Consider the following 19,997-nt stretch of genomic DNA (forward strand, 5'->3'; position numbering starts at 1 on the left):
AGGTGGGAATAACTGAAATGAATGACGTGAACTCAGCCGAATTTCAATCTGTATTAGCCGCTGACCTGAACCGTGCGATGATCGAAGCTCAAGCCCGGTCCCAGCTGGAAAAAGATCTCCCTACGCTGACAAAAGCCGAGCTCGCTGAAATGCTGTTCGAACAGGTGGGTTTGAACAAGCGGGAAGCCAAGGACATGGTCGAAACCTTTTTCGACGAGATCCGCAACGCCCTCGAGCGTGGCGAATTGGTGAAGCTGTCCGGCTTCGGCAACTTCCAGCTTCGCGACAAGCCGCAGCGGCCGGGCCGCAATCCCAAGACGGGGGAAGAGATACCGATCACCGCAAGGCGCGTCGTTACCTTTCATGCAAGCCAGAAGCTCAAGAGCATGGTGGAACTCGCCAGCCGCAAGCCCATCACTCGTGCCGCCTGACTGACTGCCCATGACAGAGCGTAACAGCAAGCCAGAACTGATCGAACTGCCACCCATTCCCGCAAAACGCTATTTCACGATAGGCGAAGTCAGCGAGCTGTGTGGCGTCAAGCCGCACGTGCTGCGCTACTGGGAGCAGGAATTCACCCAGTTGAAGCCTGTAAAGCGGCGCGGCAACCGCCGTTATTACCAGCATCATGAAGTGCTGCTGATCCGGCGCATCCGCGAACTGCTTTATGAGCAGGGCTTTACCATCAGCGGCGCCCGCAACAAGCTGGGCAATCGCCTGGCCGAGCATGGCGCGATCGAGGAAGAGCCGGTTGCGCCGCCCGAGCCACAGGTCGACCTGCTTGCCATTCGCAACGAACTGGTCGATATCTTGCGGCTGTTGCGGCCAAACGCCTGACACCTGACACCTCAGGCAAAAGGCTCCTTCAAGACTGAATCACCTCCAGGGCCGCGGCAATCTGCTGCGGCGTGTCGCGCGCTCCCATGATGCGCGCGACGTCGAGGGCGGTCAGGCCGCCGGCGTCGCGTGCGTCCGCCGGGGCGCCGTGACGCAGCAGAAGATCCACCACGTCGCACCGATTGAACATCGCTGCCACCATCAGGGCCGTGCGGCCGCCCGGCATTGCGCCTCCCACATCCGCTCATCGTTCCAGCAACATCGACACCATTGCCGCATTCGCCTTGTAAGCCGCTCCAGCCAGGGGTGCCTGGGCCTGGTCGTTGCAAGGCCGGATCGGCGCCAAGATCAGACAGCACCAGGGCCGCCTCGACGTGGCCGTGATAGCTGGCCAGCATCGGCAGGCCGTCGCCCTTGTGGTTACGCAGGCTGGCCGGCAGGCCTTGTTCCAGCAAGGGACGCAGGCGCTGCGCATTGCCGGGCGTCGCGCGCCGATTGCATGCACCACGCGTTCGGGAATGCGTTCCTGGTCGAAATGCGGGATCTTTTCGATGATTGACAGTTTTCCAGGGTGGCAGGGCCACGTTCGCCAAGGGAGCGTAATGACCGTTTATCACTGAGCAAATGCCCTTGGCAGGTAGTCAATGTGGGTCTCTTTTCGTTTATGACTATTCTTTCCGACCTTTCCGACCTTTCCGACCTTTCTGGCAGTCTGATGTGGGGACAGCGTGGCTGAATGTTGTCGTATTACAATTGTTACGTATTTAAATATAAAAATTGATAGTTCGAATTTGATTGATGGCTTTTCTTGAAAAGACTTTGCATGCGCTTGCTAATTAAGCGACGCGTCGTCCATGCAGACCTGCTTGACTTCATGGGGCGGTAGTTACCCGTTGATCGAACCTCACAAGGAGGTTTCACTTGACAGCAGCTTGTTTGCTCCCGTAAGGTTCGGACATGTATTTCGCTCACCGACCACTCTTTTCGTTCAGCCTACGTGACAGCCTGGCGCTGTCGCTACGACTACGCCTACCGCTCCACGCGTAAGCAAGTCAGGTCGGCAGGTCCGGCCCCAGGCAATCAGAACGAAGGTCCATGAGCATGCATTCCCACCGATACCCAGCAAAAAATTCCTGCCGCATCCAGTTCCTGCAGGGCGTTCTTTCGCACGCATTCGCAGCGCTACTGCTACCGATCGGTTGCCTGGCCTCGCGTTGAGTGGCAGTCCGGCAGCCTATCCGCCACATCCAGAACTCCAGAAGTCCCGTTTGCACGACGCCGCGTTTGCGGCGCCCACTATTCGACAAGGAATTGCCATGATGCTCTCCAACCCAGCAACCAAATACCGTCCTTTCGCGCCTGTGGCGCTCGTCAATCGCACCTGGCCAGACAAGGTCATCACGACGCCGCCGATCTGGATGAGCACCGATCTGCGCGACGGCAACCAGGCGCTGATCGAGCCGATGAGTCCGGCGAAGAAAATGCAGTTCTTCGACATGCTGATCAAGACGGGCCTGAAGGAAATCGAAGTGGGTTTCCCGTCGGCTTCGCAAACGGACTTCGACTTCGTGCGCATGCTGATCGAGGAAAATCACATTCCCGACGATGTAACGATCATCGTGCTGACCCAGTCGCGGGAAGAACTGATCCGGCGCACCGTGGAATCGGTGCGCGGCGCCAGGCGGGCGGTAGTGCATCTTTATAACTCGACCGCGCCGGCCTTCCGCCGGGTGGTGTTCAACCTGCCACGGGAGGAAATCCGCGAGATCGCCGTCAGCGGTGCACGCCTGGTGCGTCACCTGGTCAGCGACATGCCGGAAACCGAATGGGGCTTTGAATACACGCCGGAGTCGTTCAGCCAGACCGAGCTCGATTTCGCCAAGGAAGTATGCGACGCCGTCAGCGCCGTCTGGGAGCCGACGCCGCAGCGCAAGATGATCATCAACCTGCCGGCGACAGTGGAAAGCAGCACCCCGAATATCTATGCCGACCAGGTGGAGTGGATGCACCGCAATCTGGAGCGGCGCGATGCCATCATCCTGAGCGTGCATCCTCACAATGACCGGGGTACGGCCGTTGCCGCGGCCGAACTGGCGGTGATGGCTGGCGCTCAAAGGGTGGAGGGATGCCTGTTCGGCAATGGCGAGCGTACCGGCAATGTGGACCTGGTGACACTGGCGCTGAATCTCTATACGCAGGGTGTCCATCCGGGGCTGGACTTTTCCGACATCGATGCCGTGCGCCAGTGCGTGGAGGAATGCAACCAGTTGCCGGTGCATCCGCGCCACCCGTACGTGGGCGACCTGGTCTATACCGCGTTTTCAGGCTCGCATCAGGACGCGATCAAGAAGGGTTTCGCGCAGCAGAAGCCGGATGAAATCTGGGACGTGCCATATCTGCCGATCGACCCGGCCGACCTCGGCCGCAGCTATGACGCGGTGATTCGCGTCAACAGCCAGTCCGGCAAGGGCGGCATGTCCTACCTGCTGGAGCAGGAACACGGCCTGGCATTGCCGCGCCGCCTGCAGATCGAGTTCAGCCGTGTGGTGCAGGCCGCGGCCGATACCACAGGCAAGGAGGTGACCGCGGAGGAGATCTACCGCATCTTCCGCGCTGAATATCTGGAGCAGCAGACACCGTACGCTTACCTCAGCCACAGGATGAGCGAAGACACCACGCGGGAATGTCCGGTGCGGATCGCGGTGGCGATGGAGCAGGGCGGGGTGGCGCGCGAGCAGACCGGCGCCGGCAATGGTCCGATCGACGCTTTCGTTGCCGCGCTTGGCCTTGATATCCGCGTGATGGACTACCACGAGCATGCGATTGGCGCGGGCGCCAATGCGCAGGCGGCCAGCTATGTGGAGCTGCGCGTCGGCGATGGTCCGACCATGTTCGGCGTGGGTATCGATGCCAACATCGTCACCGCATCGTTCAAGGCCGTGATGAGCGCGGTGAACCGGGATGTGGCGCGTACGGCTGCCTGACTTGGCGCATCTCAGCGCGTGCGCAGTTTGAGCATCAGGGCGTCGGTCTGCAACTGGGCCACGCTCTGCAGGCCGAGCTGCCAGGCGGCATTCAACTGATTGACTGATTGCCGCATCATTTGAAAGGCATTCGAGGCGGCTTCGGCCGGGGTTGCCGCGCGTTGCCGGCTCGCCTCGATGCACAACAGGAGTTCTTCCAGGGCAGGGCGGTGACGTCGGGGCGCTTCATCGACGGCCTGACGCAACAGCTGACGGCGGAAAGTCTCGAATGCGCCCGGGTCTTCCTGATAGAGGCGAGACAAGGTGTCAAAGTCCGGCAATCTGGTATCTGTACCCATCGCGACCTCAATTTATTGTATTAATGATAATTTAATATAGTACCTGAAGTTGCCTTTTACGCAATATCAACAGACAGGGCTGCTCATACCGAACCGTTTATTAAGTTTGTTAGCGAACAGACATCTATCCCTTCCGGTTTTAGTCTGAAATTTTTCAGATGGAGAATTGCGATGAGGGCATCTTTCTTTCCCGTATCCAGGCAATGGGCTTGCGCTGTGTTGATGACTGTCGGCATGTTGAGCGGCACGGCTGCCATGGCCCAGTCCGCCGACCAGAATGCAACTATCCAAAAAGAACGCGCTGACTGCATGAACGGCAACAGCCAGCAGGACCGGGCTACCTGCATGCGCGAGGCTGGCGCGGCCAAGCAGGAGTCGCAGCGCGGCAATCTGCGCGACAGCGGCGATTACCGAGCCAATGAGAGCAAACGCTGCACTGCCCTGCCGGCGGCGGAGAAGGCCGATTGCGAACGGCGTGCAAATGGCGAGGGAAGCGTCAGTGGCAGCGTCGGCGGCGGAGGCGTGGTCCGTGAACTGGTCACGCCGGTACCGGCCGGACAAGGCGGGAGCAAGTAAGTAGGCAATGACCAGGATGCGCGATTGGGCTGCTGGCGGCAGGCTTCCGACAGCAAAGCATCCCTTATGTCATGCTGCCGGTCTCTTCCGCCCGGCGCATCTTCTTGAAAATGGAGCGCCCATCATGCAAGGCCGCTGCTGAGGGAATCGAAAATGTAAGGATCTGCATCATTTGAACGATCATTGCTGTTCGGCATGTATATTGGTCGGCAATTCATCAAGGAGCCAGACATGAAATCGATCCTCAGCGCCGCTGCTTTAATGATTGCCACCACCAGCGCCGCATTCATCGCGGCACCGGCACAGGCCCAGATCAACTTCAACATCATCATCGGCGACGCGCCGCCGCCGCCGCGTTATGAAGTGATGCCCGCCGGCCGACCGGGCTATCTGTGGGCGCCGGGCTTCTGGAGCTGGGATGGCCGCCGGCATGTGTGGCAGGACGGGCATTGGGAGCGGGTTCGCCAGGGAGAGATCTATGTGCGACCCGAATGGGTGCGCGTGGACAATGGCTGGCGCTTGAGGGAAGGCGGCTGGCGGCGCGATGCGCAGCCATATCGCGAGTCGCATGAGCGGAATGAGCGGCATGAGCATCATGAGCGCCATGACCATGACCATGGCCGGGACGAACGGCGTGGCGGCTTCTGCCCGCCGGGACAGGCCAAGAAGGGCAACTGCTGAGAGGAGCGCCGCGGTGGCGTGCATGATTGTCTGCGCCCGCGCATGACCGGCTCTTCGGCAGCGGTATATTGTTTCAACATGCAAAGGAGGACGTCGTCATGCCATCGGAGTATTACACCCGCCGCGTCGGCAAACGCCTGACTTATCTGATCGCCTATGACAAGGGCGAATACTTTATCGAGCGCGACGGCCAGATGAAAAAGGCCGTGCCGGATGCTGTTGCCACTGGCATCGACCCTGACGAGGCAACTCCCAGCCTGATGCGGCGCCTTGCGATTGGCGATATCGAAAGCCTGAACGGCATGGACGAGTAGAGCAGAACGGTCAGCATTATTCACGCGCAGAGAGGCGCGGCGTCCCTGGCGCCGCGCCTCTGTCTCATGGTGCCTTCCTGCCTGCCGGATCCGTCATGGCGATACAACTCGATACAAAGCGGACAATGCTGACATTTCCTTGATACAAGCGGTGGGCATCATGCATACCTGTGCATGGCACAACCCTAAACCGTTGAAAGGAATCATCATGAAACATCTGCGCGCCACACTCGTCTCCGGTCTCATGGCTGCCGGCCTTGCCTCCGCGGTCCATGCCGCGCCGCCGATGCCAGCCGGTCCGGCGCACGATCATGGCAACATGCAGGGCATGGAGCATGGCGCTGAACATCACCGCGAAGCCATGGCACGCCGCCAGGCGGTGCTGCATGACAAGCTCAAGCTGACCGGCAGCCAGGAAGCCGCCTGGAAAACCTATGTCGAGGCAATCAGGCCGCCGCAAGCGGAAGGCCGGCCGGGCCGCCCGGATCGCGCCGAATGGGAAAAGCTGTCCGCGCCGGAACGCATGGAAAAAATGCTGGCCATGATGAAGGAGCGCGAGGCGCGCATGACCACGCACCTGGCTGCGATGAAGACCTTCTACGCCACGCTGTCGCCGCTGCAGCAGCAGATCTTCAATGACAACGTGGGTGGCCGCATGCACGGCCGCCACGGCGGCCGCGGCTGATCCTGACGCGGGGCGGGCGTTGACAAGCCAGGCGCCTGGTCGCTCAGGCGCCTGGCTGGCGCAACACCAGCCAGGCCAGGACGGCCGCCACCGCCAAAAAAGGCAGGGAGTAGGCATGGAAGACGATCCATGCACGGCGGTCCGGCGTCATGCGCAGCGCGATGATGTTGGCAAGCGATCCCAGCATGAAGCCGAAACCGCCAACGTTGACGCCATAGGCAATCACTTTCCAGTCCTGGCTGTACTGGGCCAGCAGGATGGCCGCCGGCACGTTGCTGACCACTTGTGACGCGGCGATGGCCGTAGCGTACAGATGCCAGGCAATATCCAGATCGATGGCCGCGATCAGGTTCTTCACGGGCGGCAGCGCGCCCAGCAGACGCAGGTCGATGAACATCAGCACGAATACCAGCAGCAGCCCCCAGTCTATGCGCAGCAGCACGCCGCGACGTGCAATCAGCAGGGGCGCAAGCACCAGCAGCGCGGCAAGCGGGCGATGCATGTCAGTCAACACCAGGAAGGGCAGGTAAAGCGCCAGCGAGAGGCCGAGCTGCAGCCGGTCGGTTTTCGCCGCGGCTTGTCGCTGCGGAAAATGCAGGGCGCGGCCGGAAAAGGACAGCAGGGTCAGCAGCAGCAATGGCGCCAGCAGCAGCAAGGTCAGCGGCAGCATCGTCCATGCGAATTGCGCGAAGCTGGTATGGGAAAGCTGCCACAGAAACAGGTTTTGCGGATTGCCCACTGGCGTCAGGACCGAGCCTGCATTGGCGGCGAGCGCTTCAAACACGATCAGCCGGGTCAGGGGCAACCCGGTGTCCCTGAGGGTCAGGGTCAGCGGGACGATCACGAACAGGGCGACATCGTTGGTCAGCACGGTGGCCAGCGCCGCGGTCGATGCCACCAGCAACAGCGCCAGCAGGCGTTCGCTCGACATCAGGGCGACCAGCCGCCGCGCCAGATGCGGCAGCCAGCCGCTCAACTCGATCCCCTTGGTCAGGATCAGCAAGCCCAGCAGGGTGCCAACGGTGCGCCAGTCCACCAGGGACGGGTAGCTGCCAATCCGGCCTGGCGCGGCCAGCGTCAGCGCCGCCAGCGCCAGCAGCAGGATGCGCAGCAGCATGTCGCCCGCCAGGCCCCTGGCGAGGGCCTGCAGCGGCGACATGGATGGCGCCGCCGGAACGCCGTCAGCCATTATTCCTTACCCATTCGACCGACCAGGCGCGGGCATGCTCGATGGCTGCGGCCCGGCTCGGGAATGGGACTTCGGGTGTGAAATCGGTGGCGCCCATGTCGGCACGGTCGGCGTAACGCGTTATCTGCACGCTGGCATGAAAGCTGCCATCCGGCAGCGGTATGGCAATGCAGCGCAGCAGGTAGCCCTGGTTGGCAAAGGTTTTCTCGCCCTTTATCACGATCGGATGCCCGGTGTCTTGGAAGTAGGCTGGATTATAGCTCCGTGTAACTATGTCCCATGAACTGCTGCCGCGAATTGCGTCAATCGAAACTTAATCAATGAAATCAATGGATTAACATAACACGACCTGGGTTATCCACAGCATTGTCCACTGGAAATGTGGGTAAGGCAGGACTCAGCGCAAGGGGAAGCGCGCTTCCAGCACGGTTCGGACGGCAAAACTGCGTGCAGTTTCGCGCACATCCTTCAAGGTGGTCTGGGCCGCGCTCATGCCGCCGAGCAGGCTGGCGGTGGCGTTCACCAGGTCCTGGTATCTGTCCTGGCATGCCGACATGGCGGCATCGGCGATGTCGGCAACCAGCGCATCCGACTTGATATAGCGGCTTGCATACACATTCATGCAGCGAAAGTAGGTGCCATAGGCCTCGTCCTGTGCGGTCTGGCGGTCTGCGCCCTGGCTGTGCGCGCCAAAGGCCGGGAAAACGAAAGCGAGGGCGATCCAGTATTTTTTCATGATGAGTACGGTTGGAATGAACGGCGAAGTTTGCCATGAATTGCACGAAGGGCGGAGCCCTGGCAGTCATGACGACGGAAAGGCCATTCAGTTTTTTCGAGGCAAGACGTTATAGAGCGTACGCCAGTCAACTGTGTAACTCCCTTCCGGAACCGATCCATGTCTTCTTTCCTTCAGCGTCTGCAGCAATCCGTCGGCACCCGGATTTCCGTTGCCATATTTGTCCTGGCGACATTGATTTTCACGCTCTATGCCTGGGCGCTTGCATATTCCAGCGCGCAGGATGTCGAGCGGCGGGCAGTGGAGTTTGCAAGCGAGAAAAGCCGTTCCGTGGTGGACATGACTGCCATGTTCGCCCACGCCTCCGCCAGCGCCACCACGCGCTTCGCAAAAATGCTGGAGACGGGTTTTCCGGGCCAGTTCTCCCTGGACGACAGCCGCGCCGTGGAGATCGGCGGCCGCAGGGTCGCGATGCTGAAGAATGGTGACAGCGACATCAACCTCGATTTCACCGTGGTCGACCGCTTTACCGCGCAGAGCGGCGTTTCCGCCACGGTATTTGCGAAGCAGGGCGACGATTTCGTCCGTGTGTCGACCTCCGTCAAGAAGGAAAATGGCGAGCGAGCGGTGGGCACGGTGCTTGACCGCACCCATCCCGGCTATGCGCCGCTGATGGCCGGACAGCGCTATGCCGGACTGGCAGCCCTGTTCGGCAGGCAGTACATGACCCAGTACGACCCGGTGCGCAATGCCGCCGGGCAGGTGGTGGGCGTGTTGTACGTGGGCGTGGATATCGATGCCGAGATCGCCGCGCTCAAGGAGCGCATCCGGTCGGTGAAGCTGGGTGATAGCGGCTATTTCTATGTGCTCGATGCCAGGCCGGGCAAGGATTTCGGCCGCATGCTGGTGCATCCTTCGCTGGAAGGCCGGAACGTGCTGGCGGCCAAGTCGGCCGACGGGCGTGAGCTGTTCCGGGAAATCCTCGAGCGCAAGCAGGGCGACACCCGCTACCTGTGGCAGGACAAGGACGGTGCGGCCGCAAAGGAAAAGTTTGCCGCATTCGCCCATGAGAAGAATTGGAACTGGGTGGTGGTCGGCAGCGCTTATGTCGATGACATGACGCGCGAGGTCAAGGCGCTGCGCAATCGCTATGCTTTTTTCGGCATCGCCGCGGTGCTGGCGCTGGTCGGGCTGCTGTACTTCTTCATCCGGCGCGCCGTCACGCTGCCGCTGGCACGGGCCACCGCGGCAGCGCAGCGCCTGGCTACCGGCGACCTCACCGCGACCCTGCAAACCCATCGCAGCGATGAAATCGGGCAACTGATGCAGGCCATGAACGGCACCAGCCAGGGGCTGACCGATGTGGTGAGGCGGGTGAGGACAGGCGCCGGCCAGATCGCCGCCGCCTCCGGCGAGATCGCCACCGGCAATCTGGATCTGTCGGAGCGGACCGAGCGCCAGGCCGGTTCGCTGCGCGACACCGCGGCGGCGATGAACCAGCTGACTGCCGCCGTACAGCAAAACAGCAGCGACGCGGACCAGGCGCAGCGCCTGGCAGCCAGCGCGGCCGAAGTCGCTGCGCGCGGTGGCGCGGCGGTGGGCGACGTGGTGCAGACGATGGAGCAGATCAGCCAGGCATCCCGTCGCATGGCCGATATCATCAGCGTCATCGACGGCATTGCTTTCCAGACCAATATCCTGGCGCTGAACGCCGCAGTGGAAGCGGCACGGGCCGGCGAGCAGGGCCGCGGCTTTGCCGTGGTGGCGGGCGAGGTGCGGGTGCTGGCGCAGCGCAGCGCTGCGGCTGCGCATGAAATCAAGGGACTGATCGACGCGTCGGCCGGCAGGGTGGAAGCCGGCGGCGTCCAGGTCCGTCGCGCAGGCGCAACAATGGATGAAGTGGTCAGCGGGGTCCAGGAACTGAGTGCGCTGATGGCCGGAATCAGCCAGGCAAGCCGCCAGCAGAGCGAGGGTATTGCGAAGGTCGACAGCATGGTCAGCCAGATGGACGACGTCACACAGCAGAACGCCGCGATGGTGGAGCAGGCTGCCGCCGCGGCGGCGTCTCTGCAGGAACAGGCAGCCACGCTGGTGGGCATGGTCGATACCTTCAAGGTAGGCTGAGGCAGACGGAAATATTTCCATATGGAAGCAAAAAATCCGAAATGCTGAGACAATGCGGTTTTAATTTCCATTAGGCATTATGTCGGTCGGATCCGTACAGCCAGTTCTTCCCGTGCAACGCCATGGCGCCGGGCGTGCATACGGCATCGTGGCAGTACTCGTTTTATGCTGCCTTCTCCTGCTCGGGCTGATCGGCTGGCGCGGCTGGGCTTCCCATGAGCGCCGGTCGGCCGAGGCACGGCAGAATGCGGCCGTGCTGGCGCAGGCGGCGACACGCCAGGCAGACGATGCCGTGATGACTGTCGATCTGGCGCTGCTGGCGGTGGTGCGCGAAGCTGAAACCGCCCTGGACCGTGCCGATTTCTTTGGCGACCTGGCGGAATTCCTGGCCGACCGCGCGTCTGCGCTGCCCCAAGTGGGCGGCCTGTTCATATTCGGCGAGGACGGCGGCTGGGTCGCCAATTCGCTGCGCAGTCTGCCCAAGGACGCCAATAATGCCGACCGCGCCTACTTCATCTATCACCGAGACCATCCTGGCGGCGAAATCCATATCGGTCGGCCATTGAAGAGCCGGGTCAGCGGGGAGTGGGCGCTGCCGCTGTCGCGCCGCATTTCCCGGCCGGATGGCAGCTTTGCAGGCGTGGCGTTGGCCACCGTGCCGGTATCCTATCTGCAGTCGTTCTACCAGCAACTCGATGCGGGCGGCGGCGACATCGCCCTGCTGCGCGATGACGGCGCCACGCTGGCCCGGCATCCGGTGATGGAAGCGGCCCTGGGCGCAAGCCAGGCCGATTCCACGCTGTTCCGGGCCTACCAGGCCAGGCCCGCCGAAGGCGCGGCGCGTGCGTCGTCGCTGCTCGATGGCGTCGACCGTGAATATGCTTACCGCCGCTCCGACCGCTATCCCTTGGTGGCGCTGGCAGGCGTGCCGCGCGCGGCCTGGTTTGCGCCCTGGAAGGAGGATGCGCAGCTGCAGGGCGCTGCGGTGCTGGGGCTGGTTCTGCTGGCGGCGATCGGCGGCGCGGGTTACCTGCGCCAATCGCGGCGCAGCCTGTCTCTGGAACAGAGGCTGCGCGCCAGCGAGCGTCGCCTCTCCGACCTCGCCGACAACCTGCCGCTGCTGGCCATGCGCCTGGACGCCGCGCATTGCGTGGACTTCTGCAACAGCGCCGGGCGTGCCTGGTTCGCCGTGTCGCCGCATCAGGCGCGGCGCCTCCCTTTTTCCGATATCGTCGGGGCCGCGCTGTATGAACAGTGGCGGCCCATGCTTGACCTGGCGCTGGCCGGCGAGCGGGTCGAGTTCGAATGCGTTGCGGTACTGGCAGGCCGGGCAATCGACCTGCGCATGGTCTGCATGCCCGATCGTGCGCACGATGCGGCGGTGCAAGGCGTGATCATGCTGGGCCGCGACATCACCGCGCAGAAGGCAGGCGAGCGGCGGATTCATGCCATTGCCGACAATACGCCGACCCAGATTGCCTTCATCGACACCGATCTGCGTTTTGCCTACGTCAATGGCCGCGGCGACGCGGCCACCGGCATCGACGTCGGCCAGATGATAGGGCGGACCATGGAAGAAGCTTATGGCGCGGCTATCTACGCGATGCTGGAAGCGCATGCAAGAGTCGCGCTGGCCGGCGAGCGGGTGGAATTTGAATACAGTGTGGAACAGGGCGGCGAGCGGCGAGTGCTGCATGCCAGTTATGTGCCCGAGCGCGATGGCGCCGGCCGCGTGACCGGCTTTTATTCGCTGACCAATGATGTGACCGCCTTCAAGGAGGCGGAGCAGAAGCTGGCGCGGCTGGCCCGCTTCGATGCCCTGACCGGACTGCCGAACCGCGGCTACCTGACCGAGCGGCTGGGCGAAGCCCTGCAGCGCAGCGACCGTAACGGGCGCGCCGTGGCACTGCTGCGCATCGAGATCGACCGCTTCGACGAACTCAGCGACAGTCTCGGCCTCCAGCGCAGCGACACCCTCCTCAAGGAACTGGCCGCGCGGCTTTCGCGCAACTGCCGTTCCACCGATATGGTGGCGCGCCTGGGCAGCGATGCGTTCGTGGTGCTGATGGAGGGACTGGCGCAGGCCGATGAAAGCCGCATCGTGGCCGACAAGGTGATGGAAGCGCTACGTCAGCCTTTCCTGCTGGAAGGCACGCCGCATGAGGTCCCGACGACGGTCGGCATCGCGCTGCGTCAGGGCGACGCCACCGGCGCGGACGCCCTGCTGCGCCAGGCAGGCTCCGCGCTGCGTTGCGCCAGGGATGCGGGGCGACAGGCAGCCTAGGAGCCTGCTCGCCTCATGGATACTGCCGGAGATAGGCCAGCAGGTCGGCGATCTGGCTGTCGCTGCCCATCCCCCAGAAGCGCATCTTGTTGCCTGGCACGGTGTCGCCCGGCGACTTCAGGAATGTCTTCAGGTTCTTTTCGGACCAGACCAGGGTCGCATTCTTCATCGCCGGCGAATAGACATAGCCTTCCACGCTGCCGGCGCGCCGGCCAATGATGCCGTTGAGTTGCGGCCCGAAGCCGTTGCGGGCGGACGGACCGACCTGGTGGCAGGAAGCGCACCGTGAAAACAGCGCGCGTCCTTTTTCCGGGTCGCCTGTGGCAAGGGCAGGGGGCGACTGGAACATCAGCGCCAGCAGGGTAAAAAGCAGCGGCTTCGGTGTTTTCAGCGGTTTCAACAGTGTCAATGCTTTGAATAGGCTCATCTGAAGCAGGCGAAGGACAGTCATTCAAGCCATTGTATGTGAGAATTAGTTCGATTAACGCAACTACTAAGCGTTAATCGTTCGGTGTAGGTCGGCACTGTCGTGCTATGTTTGCGGCCTGCCCTCGCTCATCCTTGTCATCATGTCCATCGTTACGTCCCCCGGTCTTTTCACGAGGCGCCTGTTGCGTGTCGGGTTGCTGGCCGCTTCCCTGGCGGCCCTGGCCGGTTGCGGCGCAATCCACACGGCAGGCAGCGGCGACGCCGAACAGCCGTGGAAGGTCAGCGAGCGGCGCCATGTCGCCTTCGGCGAGCTGTTGCGCCAGGCGCGCGAGGCCGACATCGTGCTGCTCGGCGAGACCCATGACAATGCGGCGCACCATGCGACGCAGCGGCGCCTGCTGGAATCCCTGGCCGACCGAACGCCTGCGCTGGTGATGGAGCAGTTCGACCTTGAGCAGCAGGCCAGCCTGGATGCGATCCTGCGCTCCAAAGACACGCAGCAGCAAAAGCTGAAGGCGCTGAAAACGCTGATGAAGCCGGGCTGGCAATGGAGCGGTTACGAAGGCCTGCTGACCACGGCGCTGGAGCGCGGCCTGCCGGTGCTGGCGGCCAATATTTCACGGGAAGCGCTGCGCGAGGTTGGCCGCAGCGGTATTTCTGCGCTTGGCAACGGCGCTTCGGCCCAGCTTGGGCTGGATAGCGGCTGGAGCACGGCGCAGCAGGCCAGCCTGCGCCAGGAGGTCGAGGCTGCGCATTGCGGCATGTTGCCCGAGGCGGCCGTGGGCGCCATGGCCAATGCCCAGCGCGTGCGGGACGCCATCATGGCCGACCGCCTGCTGTCGGCGCCGGGCAGCGCGGTCGCCATCCTGGGCCGCGGGCATGTCAGGCAGGACCTGGCGGTGCCGGTTTACCTCAAACAGCGCGCGCCGCAGAAAAAGGTGCTGTCGGTGGCGCTGGCTGAAGGCGAGCTGGCGCCGGATGCGCCACAGCCGTATGACTACGTGATTCCCGGACCGGCAGTCAGGCGCGCCGACGACCCGTGCGCCGAACTGGCGGCGCAAAAGCCGGGGCCGGCAACGCGCTGATCAGCCGGTCAGCCGCTCAGCCGCTCAGCCATCAATAGCGCCGGGTACGGAAGTCGTGCCGGGGCACGATGGTGGTCGAGGCGATCAGCATCGACAGCCCCAGGATCAGTTGCGTGAGCAGATAGGCGGGCAGCGGCCAGATCTGGCCGCCTGGCGGCGCGGTGCCGGTGGCGGCGCCGATCACCGGCGTGGCCCATTCCGCTTCCGGCGTCACATCCAGCAGCACGTCGCCATCGGCGGTGGTGTGCAGATAGATTTCGCCGCCCGCTTCCAGGTTGAAGCAGATGCCCTGGCCCTGGCCGGGTCCGAAAGACATGCTGTCCGGCCGGCCCAGGGTGCGCTGCAGGTCGCGGTTGTAGTTTTCTATCCAGCCTTCCACATCGCCGCTGGTCTCCAGGTGGATCCAGGGCCGGGTAATGGGCGGCGGCGCGTCGTCGAAATCATCCATGGCTTGTTGGTGCTCGTTCATCAGTGAAACGGGCCGACATGGTAGCGCATGCCGGCCCGCTCGATCCATGGCGCAATGCCCGCCTTCTGCCGTTCAGGCAGGCGTCGCCATCTGCTGCGGTGTCGCGCTCTGCGCCTTCAGCACGTCGGCGATCGCGCCGAACAGCTGGTCGACCTGGGACTGGTCGATGATCAGCGGCGGCGACAGCGCAATGATGTCGCCGGTGGTGCGGATCAGCACGCCTTTGTCCCAGAAGCATTTCAGGAACACGTCGAAGGCGCGCGCGGTGGGCTTGCCGGGCACCGATTCCAGCTCGATGCCGCAGATCAGGCCGAGGTTGCGGATGTCCTTGACCCAGGGCAGGCCGCGCAGGCTGTGCGCCGCTTCCTCGAAATACGGCGCCATCGCGGCGGCGCGCTCGAAGATCTGCTCGTCGCGATAGACATCCATGGTGGCCAGCATGGCCGCCGACGCCAGCGGATGGCCGCTGTAGGTATAGCCGTGATAGAACTCGATGCTGTCTTCCGGCGCGGCGCGCATGAAGTCGTCGTAGATGTCCTGGCGCACGATCACCGCGCCCATCGGCACGGCCGCATTGGTCAGGCCCTTGGCGCAGGTGATCATGTCCGGCACCACGCCGAAATAGTCGGCCGCGAACGGCGCGCCCAGGCGGCCGAAGCCGGTGATGACTTCATCGAAGATCAGCAGGATGCCATGCTTGTCGCAGATCGCGCGCAGCTTCTGCAGGTAGCCCTTGGGCGGCAGGATGACGCCGGTCGAGCCCTGCACCGGTTCGACGATCAGCGCGGCCACCGTGGACGGGTCGTGCAGCGCCAGCAGGCGCTGCTCGAATTCGTCGGCGATCTCGGCGCCATGGTCGGGCAGGCCGCGGCTGAAGGCATTGCGGCCAATGTCCAGCGGATGGCGCAGGTGGTCGACGCCGGCCAGGGTCGGGCCGAAATGCTTGCGGTTGCCGGCGATGCCGCCGACCGCGATCCCGCCAAAGCCCACGCCGTGGTAGGCGCGTTCGCGGCCGATCAGGCGGGTGCGCAGCGAGTCGCCGCGCATGCGCTGCCAGGCCACGGCGATCTTCAGGGCAGAGTCAACCGCTTCCGAGCCGTCGTTGCAGAAAAAGACCCGGTTCAGGCCTTCCGGCGCGATCGCGGCCAGCGCGCTGGCCGATTCGAAGGCGCCCGGATGGCCCATCTGGAACATCGGCGCGAAATCCATCTCGCCGGCCTGGCGACGGATCGCTTCGGTGATCTTCGGATGGCCATGGCCGGCATTGACGCACCACAGGCCGGCGGTGCCATCGAGAATCTGGCGGCCATCGTCGCTGGTGTAATGCATGCCGGACGCCGACACCAGCATGCGCGGCTTGTTCTTGAACTGCCGGTTGGCGGTGAAAGGCATCCAGAGGTGTTCGGTGGTCAGGTCTGCGGGCATGTCGGCTTCCTGTTAAAAAAATAAAGATGCTGCCATGGTAGCCGTTGTTCGGCCATGCGGTGGAGTAAGCTTTTCATTCTCGGGAAAAATTGTCGGTTGCCGGACAGGCCCGCGATGCCTTACGGCCGCGGACACGGTTTATCCATGAGTTAAACTGTGTGCGTTTGTAAAAACCAATCATGGATGCCAAACGACGATATATCGTTACGCATAAGCAATTCAATACCCCGTTTTCCCGACTGTCTCTTCCAGGAACAAGAAATGACCCCGAGAATTTCCTTGGTTGCGCTGCTGCTTGCCAGCGCCTTTTCCAGCATCGCCGTCTGCGCCCATGCACAGGAATATCGCTACGACAACCGCTATGGCCAGGACTACCGCACGCCGCCGCCGGCCTATGTCGCGCAGCCGGCGCCGGCCGCTGCGCCGCCGATGGTGTTCCAGGATAATGCCCGCGTCACCCGGGTGATGCCGCGCATCGAGCAGGTCAGCATGCCGCAGGAAGAATGCCATATGGATGTGGAGCGGGTCGCGCCGCCGCCCCAGAATGCGCAGGGACAGAACATCGGCGGTGCGATCATCGGCGGCCTCGCCGGCGGTTTGCTGGGCAATCAGGTCGGCGGCGGCAATGGCCGCGCGGCGGCGACCGCGATCGGCGCGGTCGGCGGCGCGCTGGTCGGCCAGAATGTGGCCGGCAACATGAATGGCAGCCAGTTGCCGCCCGGTCCGATCGAACGGCAGGTGCGGCGCTGCAATGTCGTCAACCGGGTGGTCGAGCGCAATGCCGGCTACGACATCACCTATGTCTACAACGGCCGCACCTACAGCACGGTGATGCCGAGCGATCCGGGCACCAGCCTGCGGGTCAATGTGTCGGTCAGCCCGGCGTACTGACCAGGCCGGCATGCCATGCTGAAAAGCCTCACCCGCCTCTGGCTCGCCGGCGTCAAGCAGGTGGCCAGCGCGCAGCGCAGCCAGCAGCGCAGGCTGCTCAAGAGCCTGCTGCCCAAGCCGCCTGCCAAGGCCAGGCGCAAACCGGCGAAGGCAGCCGTGACCAGCCTGGCGCCGGCCAGGACCCCGCGCCAGGCTGTGGCGCCGGCCGGAGGCCGCTTGCCTGGCAAATGGATGGCTTTCTATTATTCCTCGCTGGCTGACGGCGGCAAGCTGCCGGCGCGGCGCATGCCTTACTGGCTCTACATGCCGGCCAATGCGCCGATCGGGCCGCTGCCGCTGGTGGTGATGCTGCATGGCTGCGAGCAGTCGGCCGAGCAGTTTGCGCGCGGCACGCGGATGAACGCGCTGGCCGAACAGAAAGGCTTTGCGGTGGCGTATCCCCAGCAATCGCTGCGCGGCCATCCAAACCGCTGCTGGCACTGGTACGAGCGCACGACCCAGGACGGCGGCGACGATGTGCGCCTGATAGCGGGCATCATCGACAAGGTCTGCGCGGCCTATCCGATCGACCGCGGCCGCATCTATGCCGCCGGGCTGTCGGCCGGCGCCGGCATGGCCAATATCCTGGCGCTGCGCCACCCTGACAAGATCGCCGCGGTCGGCCTGCATTCCGGCCCGGTGTTTGGCGCGGGGCACAGCAAGACCGGCGCCTACGGCGTGATGCAGCTCGGCGCCTCCCATCTGGCCGAACACGCGATAACAACGCTGTTGCAAGGGGATGCGAGTTTCCCGACGCTGCCGGCCATCCTGATCCAGGGCAAGGAAGACCGTGTCGTGCGGCGCATCAACCAGGAGCAGCTCGAAGCACAGTTCCGGCTGATCAATCGGCTCGATGCCCACAGCGCCGAGCCGCCGGTGGACAAGCCGGGCCGCGCCGCGGGCCGGCGCCAGTCGCATGCCTACCGGATCCGCGACTACCGGCGCGGCCGCAAGATCCTGCTCAGGGTCTGCGATGTCGCCCAGCTCGACCATGCGTGGAGCGGCGGCGACTGCAGCCTGAAATACAATGCCTGCGCCGGGCCGGATGCAAGCCGCATGATGTGGGATTTTTTTTCGCGCCATCGTCGCTGAATCCCAACGAAGCAGGCTTGCGAAAGGCGACTATCGCCCGCATACTGTTTTTTCATACAGTTGAGCCGTCATATCTTGCCCAAGTCCGTCTCCCCCCGCCTGGCATTTGTCGATCTGGAAACCACTGGCGGCACCGCCACTACCGACCGCATCACCGAAGTCGGCATCATCGAAGTCGATGAAGATGGACAGGTGCGCCAGTGGAGCAGCCTGGTCAATCCGGAAATGCCGATTCCTCCCTTCATCCAGTCGCTGACCGGCATCAGCAACCAGATGGTGGCCGATGCGCCGACCTTCGCCGAACTGGCTGACGACATCCATGCCCGGCTGGCCGACCGCATCTTCATCGCCCATAACGCCCGCTTCGACCACGGTTTCCTGAAAAATGAATTCCGCCGCACCGGCCATGAGTTCCGGCCGCCGGTGCTGTGCACGGTGCGCCTGTCGCGCAAGCTGTTTCCCGGATTTGCACGGCACAACCTCGATTCCATCGTCGAACGCCACCGGCTGGAAGTCACGCAGCGCCACCGCGCGCTCGGCGACGCCCAGCTGATCTGGCAATTCTGGCAAAAGCTGCCGGAAAGCCATGCGCCGGAGGCTATCGAGGAAGCGGTGTCGCGCCTCCTGACGCGGCCGACGCTGCCGTCGCGGCTGGATGCGCTGCAGATGGACAGCGTGCCGTCCAGCCACGGCGTCTACCTGTTCTATGGCGAGAATGACCTGCCGCTGTATATCGGCAAGGCCAACAACCTGCGGCGGCGGATTCTGTCGCACTTCAGCACCGACCATGCGCTGCCCAAGGAACTGGCGATCAGCCAGCAGGTCGAGCGCATCGACTGGCTGCATGCCAGCGGCGAACTGGGTGCGCTGCTGCGCGAGGCGGCGCTGGTCAAGAAGCTCAAGCCCGCCCACAACGTGAAGCTGCGCGCCAACGAGGAAATCTGCTCGTGGCGGCTGATCGAACGCAACGGCAGCCTGCGGCTGGCGCTGGCAAATACCAACGACCTGTTCTTTGGCCACGACCCCGCGCTGTACGGCCTCTATACCAGCAAGCGCAAGGCCACCGACGCGATGAAGTCCATCGCCGATGCCCACAAGCTGTGCCATGTGACCCTGGGCCTGGAAAAGCCGCGTGGCGGCAAGGCCTGTTTCGCCAGCCAGGTCAAGAAGTGCCTGGGCGTCTGCGCCGGGCGCGAACCTGCGGAGGAGCACAATGCCCGGGTGCGCGAGGCGCTGGCCGGCTTGCGGCTGCAGCCCTGGCCGTATTCTGGACCGGTTGGCATCCTCGAAGGCGATAACCTGCATGTGGTGGACGGCTGGGCCTATCTCGGCACCGTCCATATCCGGGACGACCCGGGCATACTCACCCGGCGCGGCCAGCAGCCCTTCGACCGCGATGTCTATCAACTGCTCAACAAGAAGCTTGCCAGCCTGGGCGACCGTGTGCGCGTGCTCGCACCCTGAGCGCCTGCAAGGGACTCAGGCAAGGGCAGGGAAGCACGATTGCCCGTCATCTGCATCAGTACCGCTGACTGTCCTGGCTACCTTGGTCTTGTCACCCCACCTTGCATCCTGCCGGCTCTGGCAGCACGCAGGCCTTGCTGGAAATGCATCAGCGTCTTCGGAAACAAGCTGATTTCCTGTAAAAAATTGTTTTTGTGCAATAAACTTGGGTATTATTGTAATTCTTCAATAGTAATAAAATTTATAGCAATTAACATTGCCCATCGCTATTTGCCGGCTTGACTTCTTGTGCAATGGCAACGAGGACGGTAGATTGGCTTAATTGCTTTTTAGTATGATTTCGGGATTCCGGAAT

23 protein-coding genes are annotated in these 19,997 nt (G+C 63.2%); 13 read left to right on the forward strand and 10 right to left on the reverse strand.

All coding sequences use genetic code 11. The features are described 5' to 3' along the window. Positions 1 to 17 precede the first annotated feature (17 nt). Positions 18 to 431 (forward strand): integration host factor subunit alpha, encoded by a 414-nt coding sequence (locus IGW04_RS16530; RefSeq protein WP_194714188.1) that lies wholly within the window; start codon positions 18 to 20, stop codon positions 429 to 431. Between the two features lie 10 nt (positions 432 to 441). After that, on the forward strand, positions 442 to 837 hold the full coding sequence (locus IGW04_RS16535; RefSeq protein ID WP_194714189.1) for a MerR family transcriptional regulator: 396 nt from the start codon (positions 442 to 444) through the stop codon (positions 835 to 837). A 28-nt stretch (positions 838 to 865) separates the two neighbouring features. On the opposite strand, the gene IGW04_RS25825 is transcribed toward IGW04_RS16535, so the two are convergent. Next, entirely contained in the window at positions 866 to 1,063 is a 198-nt protein-coding gene (locus IGW04_RS25825; protein WP_228527143.1) for an ankyrin repeat domain-containing protein, read from the reverse strand. A gap of 18 nt (positions 1,064 to 1,081) precedes the next feature. Continuing rightward, positions 1,082 to 1,441 carry a catalase gene (locus IGW04_RS26140; RefSeq protein ID WP_323744868.1) on the reverse strand — a complete coding sequence of 120 codons (360 nt, stop codon included), beginning with the start codon at positions 1,439 to 1,441 and terminating at the stop codon, positions 1,082 to 1,084. A 712-nt stretch (positions 1,442 to 2,153) separates the two neighbouring features. On the opposite strand from IGW04_RS26140, the gene leuA reads away from it, so the two are divergent. Continuing rightward, positions 2,154 to 3,821 (forward strand): 2-isopropylmalate synthase, encoded by a 1,668-nt coding sequence (gene leuA / locus IGW04_RS16550; RefSeq protein WP_194714190.1) that lies wholly within the window; start codon positions 2,154 to 2,156, stop codon positions 3,819 to 3,821. 11 nt (positions 3,822 to 3,832) lie between these two features. On the opposite strand, the gene IGW04_RS16555 is transcribed toward leuA, so the two are convergent. Both IGW04_RS16555 and IGW04_RS16560 read right to left on the reverse strand, forming a co-directional pair. Beyond that, the gene (locus IGW04_RS16555) at positions 3,833 to 4,159 is read right to left on the reverse strand and encodes a DUF3135 domain-containing protein (protein ID WP_194714191.1); all 327 of its coding nucleotides are present in this window, start codon (positions 4,157 to 4,159) and stop codon (positions 3,833 to 3,835) included. A gap of 83 nt (positions 4,160 to 4,242) precedes the next feature. Next, positions 4,243 to 4,416, reverse strand: a complete 174-nt coding sequence (locus IGW04_RS16560) for a hypothetical protein (protein ID WP_194714244.1) — start codon at positions 4,414 to 4,416, stop codon at positions 4,243 to 4,245. A gap of 52 nt (positions 4,417 to 4,468) precedes the next feature. On the opposite strand from IGW04_RS16560, the gene IGW04_RS16565 reads away from it, so the two are divergent. From IGW04_RS16565 to IGW04_RS16580, 4 genes are all read left to right on the forward strand, one after another. After that, a complete protein-coding gene (locus IGW04_RS16565) occupies positions 4,469 to 4,735 on the forward strand; it encodes a hypothetical protein (protein ID WP_228527144.1) in 267 nt (88 codons plus the stop codon). Positions 4,736 to 4,966: 231 nt separating this feature from the next. Continuing rightward, the gene (locus IGW04_RS16570) at positions 4,967 to 5,416 is read left to right on the forward strand and encodes a YXWGXW repeat-containing protein (protein ID WP_194714193.1); all 450 of its coding nucleotides are present in this window, start codon (positions 4,967 to 4,969) and stop codon (positions 5,414 to 5,416) included. Positions 5,417 to 5,442: 26 nt separating this feature from the next. Then, positions 5,443 to 5,730 (forward strand): hypothetical protein, encoded by a 288-nt coding sequence (locus IGW04_RS16575; RefSeq protein WP_194714194.1) that lies wholly within the window; start codon positions 5,443 to 5,445, stop codon positions 5,728 to 5,730. Positions 5,731 to 5,938: 208 nt separating this feature from the next. Further along, the gene (locus IGW04_RS16580) at positions 5,939 to 6,415 is read left to right on the forward strand and encodes a Spy/CpxP family protein refolding chaperone (RefSeq protein ID WP_194714195.1); all 477 of its coding nucleotides are present in this window, start codon (positions 5,939 to 5,941) and stop codon (positions 6,413 to 6,415) included. A 43-nt stretch (positions 6,416 to 6,458) separates the two neighbouring features. On the opposite strand, the gene IGW04_RS16585 is transcribed toward IGW04_RS16580, so the two are convergent. The 3 genes from IGW04_RS16585 to IGW04_RS16595 all read right to left on the reverse strand — a co-directional run bounded on the left by IGW04_RS16585 (position 6,459) and on the right by IGW04_RS16595 (position 8,340). Further along, entirely contained in the window at positions 6,459 to 7,604 is a 1,146-nt protein-coding gene (locus tag IGW04_RS16585; RefSeq protein ID WP_194714196.1) for an SLC13 family permease, read from the reverse strand. Beyond that, positions 7,597 to 7,824 carry a hypothetical protein gene (locus IGW04_RS16590; RefSeq protein ID WP_194714197.1) on the reverse strand — a complete coding sequence of 76 codons (228 nt, stop codon included), beginning with the start codon at positions 7,822 to 7,824 and terminating at the stop codon, positions 7,597 to 7,599. The genes IGW04_RS16585 and IGW04_RS16590 overlap by 8 nt, the downstream gene beginning before the upstream one ends. 177 nt (positions 7,825 to 8,001) lie before the next feature. After that, positions 8,002 to 8,340 carry a hypothetical protein gene (locus IGW04_RS16595; protein WP_194714198.1) on the reverse strand — a complete coding sequence of 113 codons (339 nt, stop codon included), beginning with the start codon at positions 8,338 to 8,340 and terminating at the stop codon, positions 8,002 to 8,004. A 159-nt stretch (positions 8,341 to 8,499) separates the two neighbouring features. Here IGW04_RS16595 and IGW04_RS16600 point away from each other — a divergent pair, with 159 nt between their 5' ends. Both IGW04_RS16600 and IGW04_RS16605 read left to right on the forward strand, forming a co-directional pair. Next, positions 8,500 to 10,464: a methyl-accepting chemotaxis protein gene (locus IGW04_RS16600; RefSeq protein ID WP_194714199.1), complete on the forward strand. Its 1,965-nt coding sequence runs from the start codon at positions 8,500 to 8,502 to the stop codon at positions 10,462 to 10,464. 148 nt (positions 10,465 to 10,612) lie between these two features. Continuing rightward, complete coding sequence (locus tag IGW04_RS16605; protein ID WP_194714200.1) at positions 10,613 to 12,748, forward strand: bifunctional diguanylate cyclase/phosphodiesterase; 2,136 nt, start codon at positions 10,613 to 10,615, stop codon at positions 12,746 to 12,748. A 13-nt stretch (positions 12,749 to 12,761) separates the two neighbouring features. Here IGW04_RS16605 and IGW04_RS16610 read toward each other — a convergent pair whose 3' ends face one another. Further along, positions 12,762 to 13,097 (reverse strand): c-type cytochrome, encoded by a 336-nt coding sequence (locus IGW04_RS16610; RefSeq protein WP_194714237.1) that lies wholly within the window; start codon positions 13,095 to 13,097, stop codon positions 12,762 to 12,764. 262 nt (positions 13,098 to 13,359) lie between these two features. On the opposite strand from IGW04_RS16610, the gene IGW04_RS16615 reads away from it, so the two are divergent. Then, positions 13,360 to 14,262 carry a ChaN family lipoprotein gene (locus IGW04_RS16615; protein WP_194714201.1) on the forward strand — a complete coding sequence of 301 codons (903 nt, stop codon included), beginning with the start codon at positions 13,360 to 13,362 and terminating at the stop codon, positions 14,260 to 14,262. 31 nt (positions 14,263 to 14,293) lie between these two features. Here the strand turns inward: IGW04_RS16615 and IGW04_RS16620 are convergent, their stop codons facing one another. Beyond that, a complete protein-coding gene (locus IGW04_RS16620; RefSeq protein ID WP_228527145.1) occupies positions 14,294 to 14,731 on the reverse strand; it encodes a hypothetical protein in 438 nt (145 codons plus the stop codon). A gap of 72 nt (positions 14,732 to 14,803) precedes the next feature. After that, positions 14,804 to 16,156, reverse strand: coding sequence for an aspartate aminotransferase family protein (locus IGW04_RS16625; protein ID WP_194714202.1), 1,353 nt, complete (start codon positions 16,154 to 16,156; stop codon positions 14,804 to 14,806). A 261-nt stretch (positions 16,157 to 16,417) separates the two neighbouring features. Here IGW04_RS16625 and IGW04_RS16630 point away from each other — a divergent pair, with 261 nt between their 5' ends. From IGW04_RS16630 to IGW04_RS16640, 3 genes are all read left to right on the forward strand, one after another. Beyond that, complete coding sequence (locus IGW04_RS16630) at positions 16,418 to 17,047, forward strand: glycine zipper 2TM domain-containing protein (RefSeq protein WP_194714203.1); 630 nt, start codon at positions 16,418 to 16,420, stop codon at positions 17,045 to 17,047. A gap of 15 nt (positions 17,048 to 17,062) precedes the next feature. Continuing rightward, the gene (locus tag IGW04_RS16635) at positions 17,063 to 18,178 is read left to right on the forward strand and encodes an extracellular catalytic domain type 1 short-chain-length polyhydroxyalkanoate depolymerase (RefSeq protein WP_228527146.1); all 1,116 of its coding nucleotides are present in this window, start codon (positions 17,063 to 17,065) and stop codon (positions 18,176 to 18,178) included. A 75-nt stretch (positions 18,179 to 18,253) separates the two neighbouring features. Further along, on the forward strand, positions 18,254 to 19,642 hold the full coding sequence (locus IGW04_RS16640; protein ID WP_194714204.1) for a 3'-5' exonuclease family protein: 1,389 nt from the start codon (positions 18,254 to 18,256) through the stop codon (positions 19,640 to 19,642). Positions 19,643 to 19,997: the final 355 nt, after the last annotated feature.

The sequence above is a fragment of the Noviherbaspirillum soli genome (assembly GCF_015352955.1).
Lineage (GTDB): Bacteria > Pseudomonadota > Gammaproteobacteria > Burkholderiales > Burkholderiaceae_D > Noviherbaspirillum_A > Noviherbaspirillum_A soli.

What these genes read in the sequence shown, in the direction of transcription:
- IGW04_RS16535 (WP_194714189.1), top strand. Translation starts at nt 442, where the DNA reads ATGACAGAGCGTAACAGCAAGCCAGAACTGATCGAACTGCCACCCATT.
- IGW04_RS16630 (WP_194714203.1), top strand. Translation starts at nt 16,418, where the DNA reads ATGACCCCGAGAATTTCCTTGGTTGCGCTGCTGCTTGCCAGCGCCTTT.
- IGW04_RS16555 (WP_194714191.1), bottom strand. Translation starts at nt 4,159, where the DNA reads ATGGGTACAGATACCAGATTGCCGGACTTTGACACCTTGTCTCGCCTC.
- IGW04_RS16530 (WP_194714188.1), top strand. Translation starts at nt 18, where the DNA reads ATGAATGACGTGAACTCAGCCGAATTTCAATCTGTATTAGCCGCTGAC.
- leuA (WP_194714190.1), top strand. Translation starts at nt 2,154, where the DNA reads ATGATGCTCTCCAACCCAGCAACCAAATACCGTCCTTTCGCGCCTGTG.
- IGW04_RS16620 (WP_228527145.1), bottom strand. Translation starts at nt 14,731, where the DNA reads ATGAACGAGCACCAACAAGCCATGGATGATTTCGACGACGCGCCGCCG.
- IGW04_RS16610 (WP_194714237.1), bottom strand. Translation starts at nt 13,097, where the DNA reads ATGTTCCAGTCGCCCCCTGCCCTTGCCACAGGCGACCCGGAAAAAGGA.
- IGW04_RS16570 (WP_194714193.1), top strand. Translation starts at nt 4,967, where the DNA reads ATGAAATCGATCCTCAGCGCCGCTGCTTTAATGATTGCCACCACCAGC.
- IGW04_RS16625 (WP_194714202.1), bottom strand. Translation starts at nt 16,156, where the DNA reads ATGCCCGCAGACCTGACCACCGAACACCTCTGGATGCCTTTCACCGCC.
- IGW04_RS16600 (WP_194714199.1), top strand. Translation starts at nt 8,500, where the DNA reads ATGTCTTCTTTCCTTCAGCGTCTGCAGCAATCCGTCGGCACCCGGATT.
- IGW04_RS16565 (WP_228527144.1), top strand. Translation starts at nt 4,469, where the DNA reads ATGAACGGCAACAGCCAGCAGGACCGGGCTACCTGCATGCGCGAGGCT.
- IGW04_RS16595 (WP_194714198.1), bottom strand. Translation starts at nt 8,340, where the DNA reads ATGAAAAAATACTGGATCGCCCTCGCTTTCGTTTTCCCGGCCTTTGGC.
- IGW04_RS25825 (WP_228527143.1), bottom strand. Translation starts at nt 1,063, where the DNA reads ATGCCGGGCGGCCGCACGGCCCTGATGGTGGCAGCGATGTTCAATCGG.
- IGW04_RS16580 (WP_194714195.1), top strand. Translation starts at nt 5,939, where the DNA reads ATGAAACATCTGCGCGCCACACTCGTCTCCGGTCTCATGGCTGCCGGC.
- IGW04_RS16635 (WP_228527146.1), top strand. Translation starts at nt 17,063, where the DNA reads ATGCTGAAAAGCCTCACCCGCCTCTGGCTCGCCGGCGTCAAGCAGGTG.
- IGW04_RS16560 (WP_194714244.1), bottom strand. Translation starts at nt 4,416, where the DNA reads ATGGCAGCCGTGCCGCTCAACATGCCGACAGTCATCAACACAGCGCAA.
- IGW04_RS16585 (WP_194714196.1), bottom strand. Translation starts at nt 7,604, where the DNA reads ATGGCTGACGGCGTTCCGGCGGCGCCATCCATGTCGCCGCTGCAGGCC.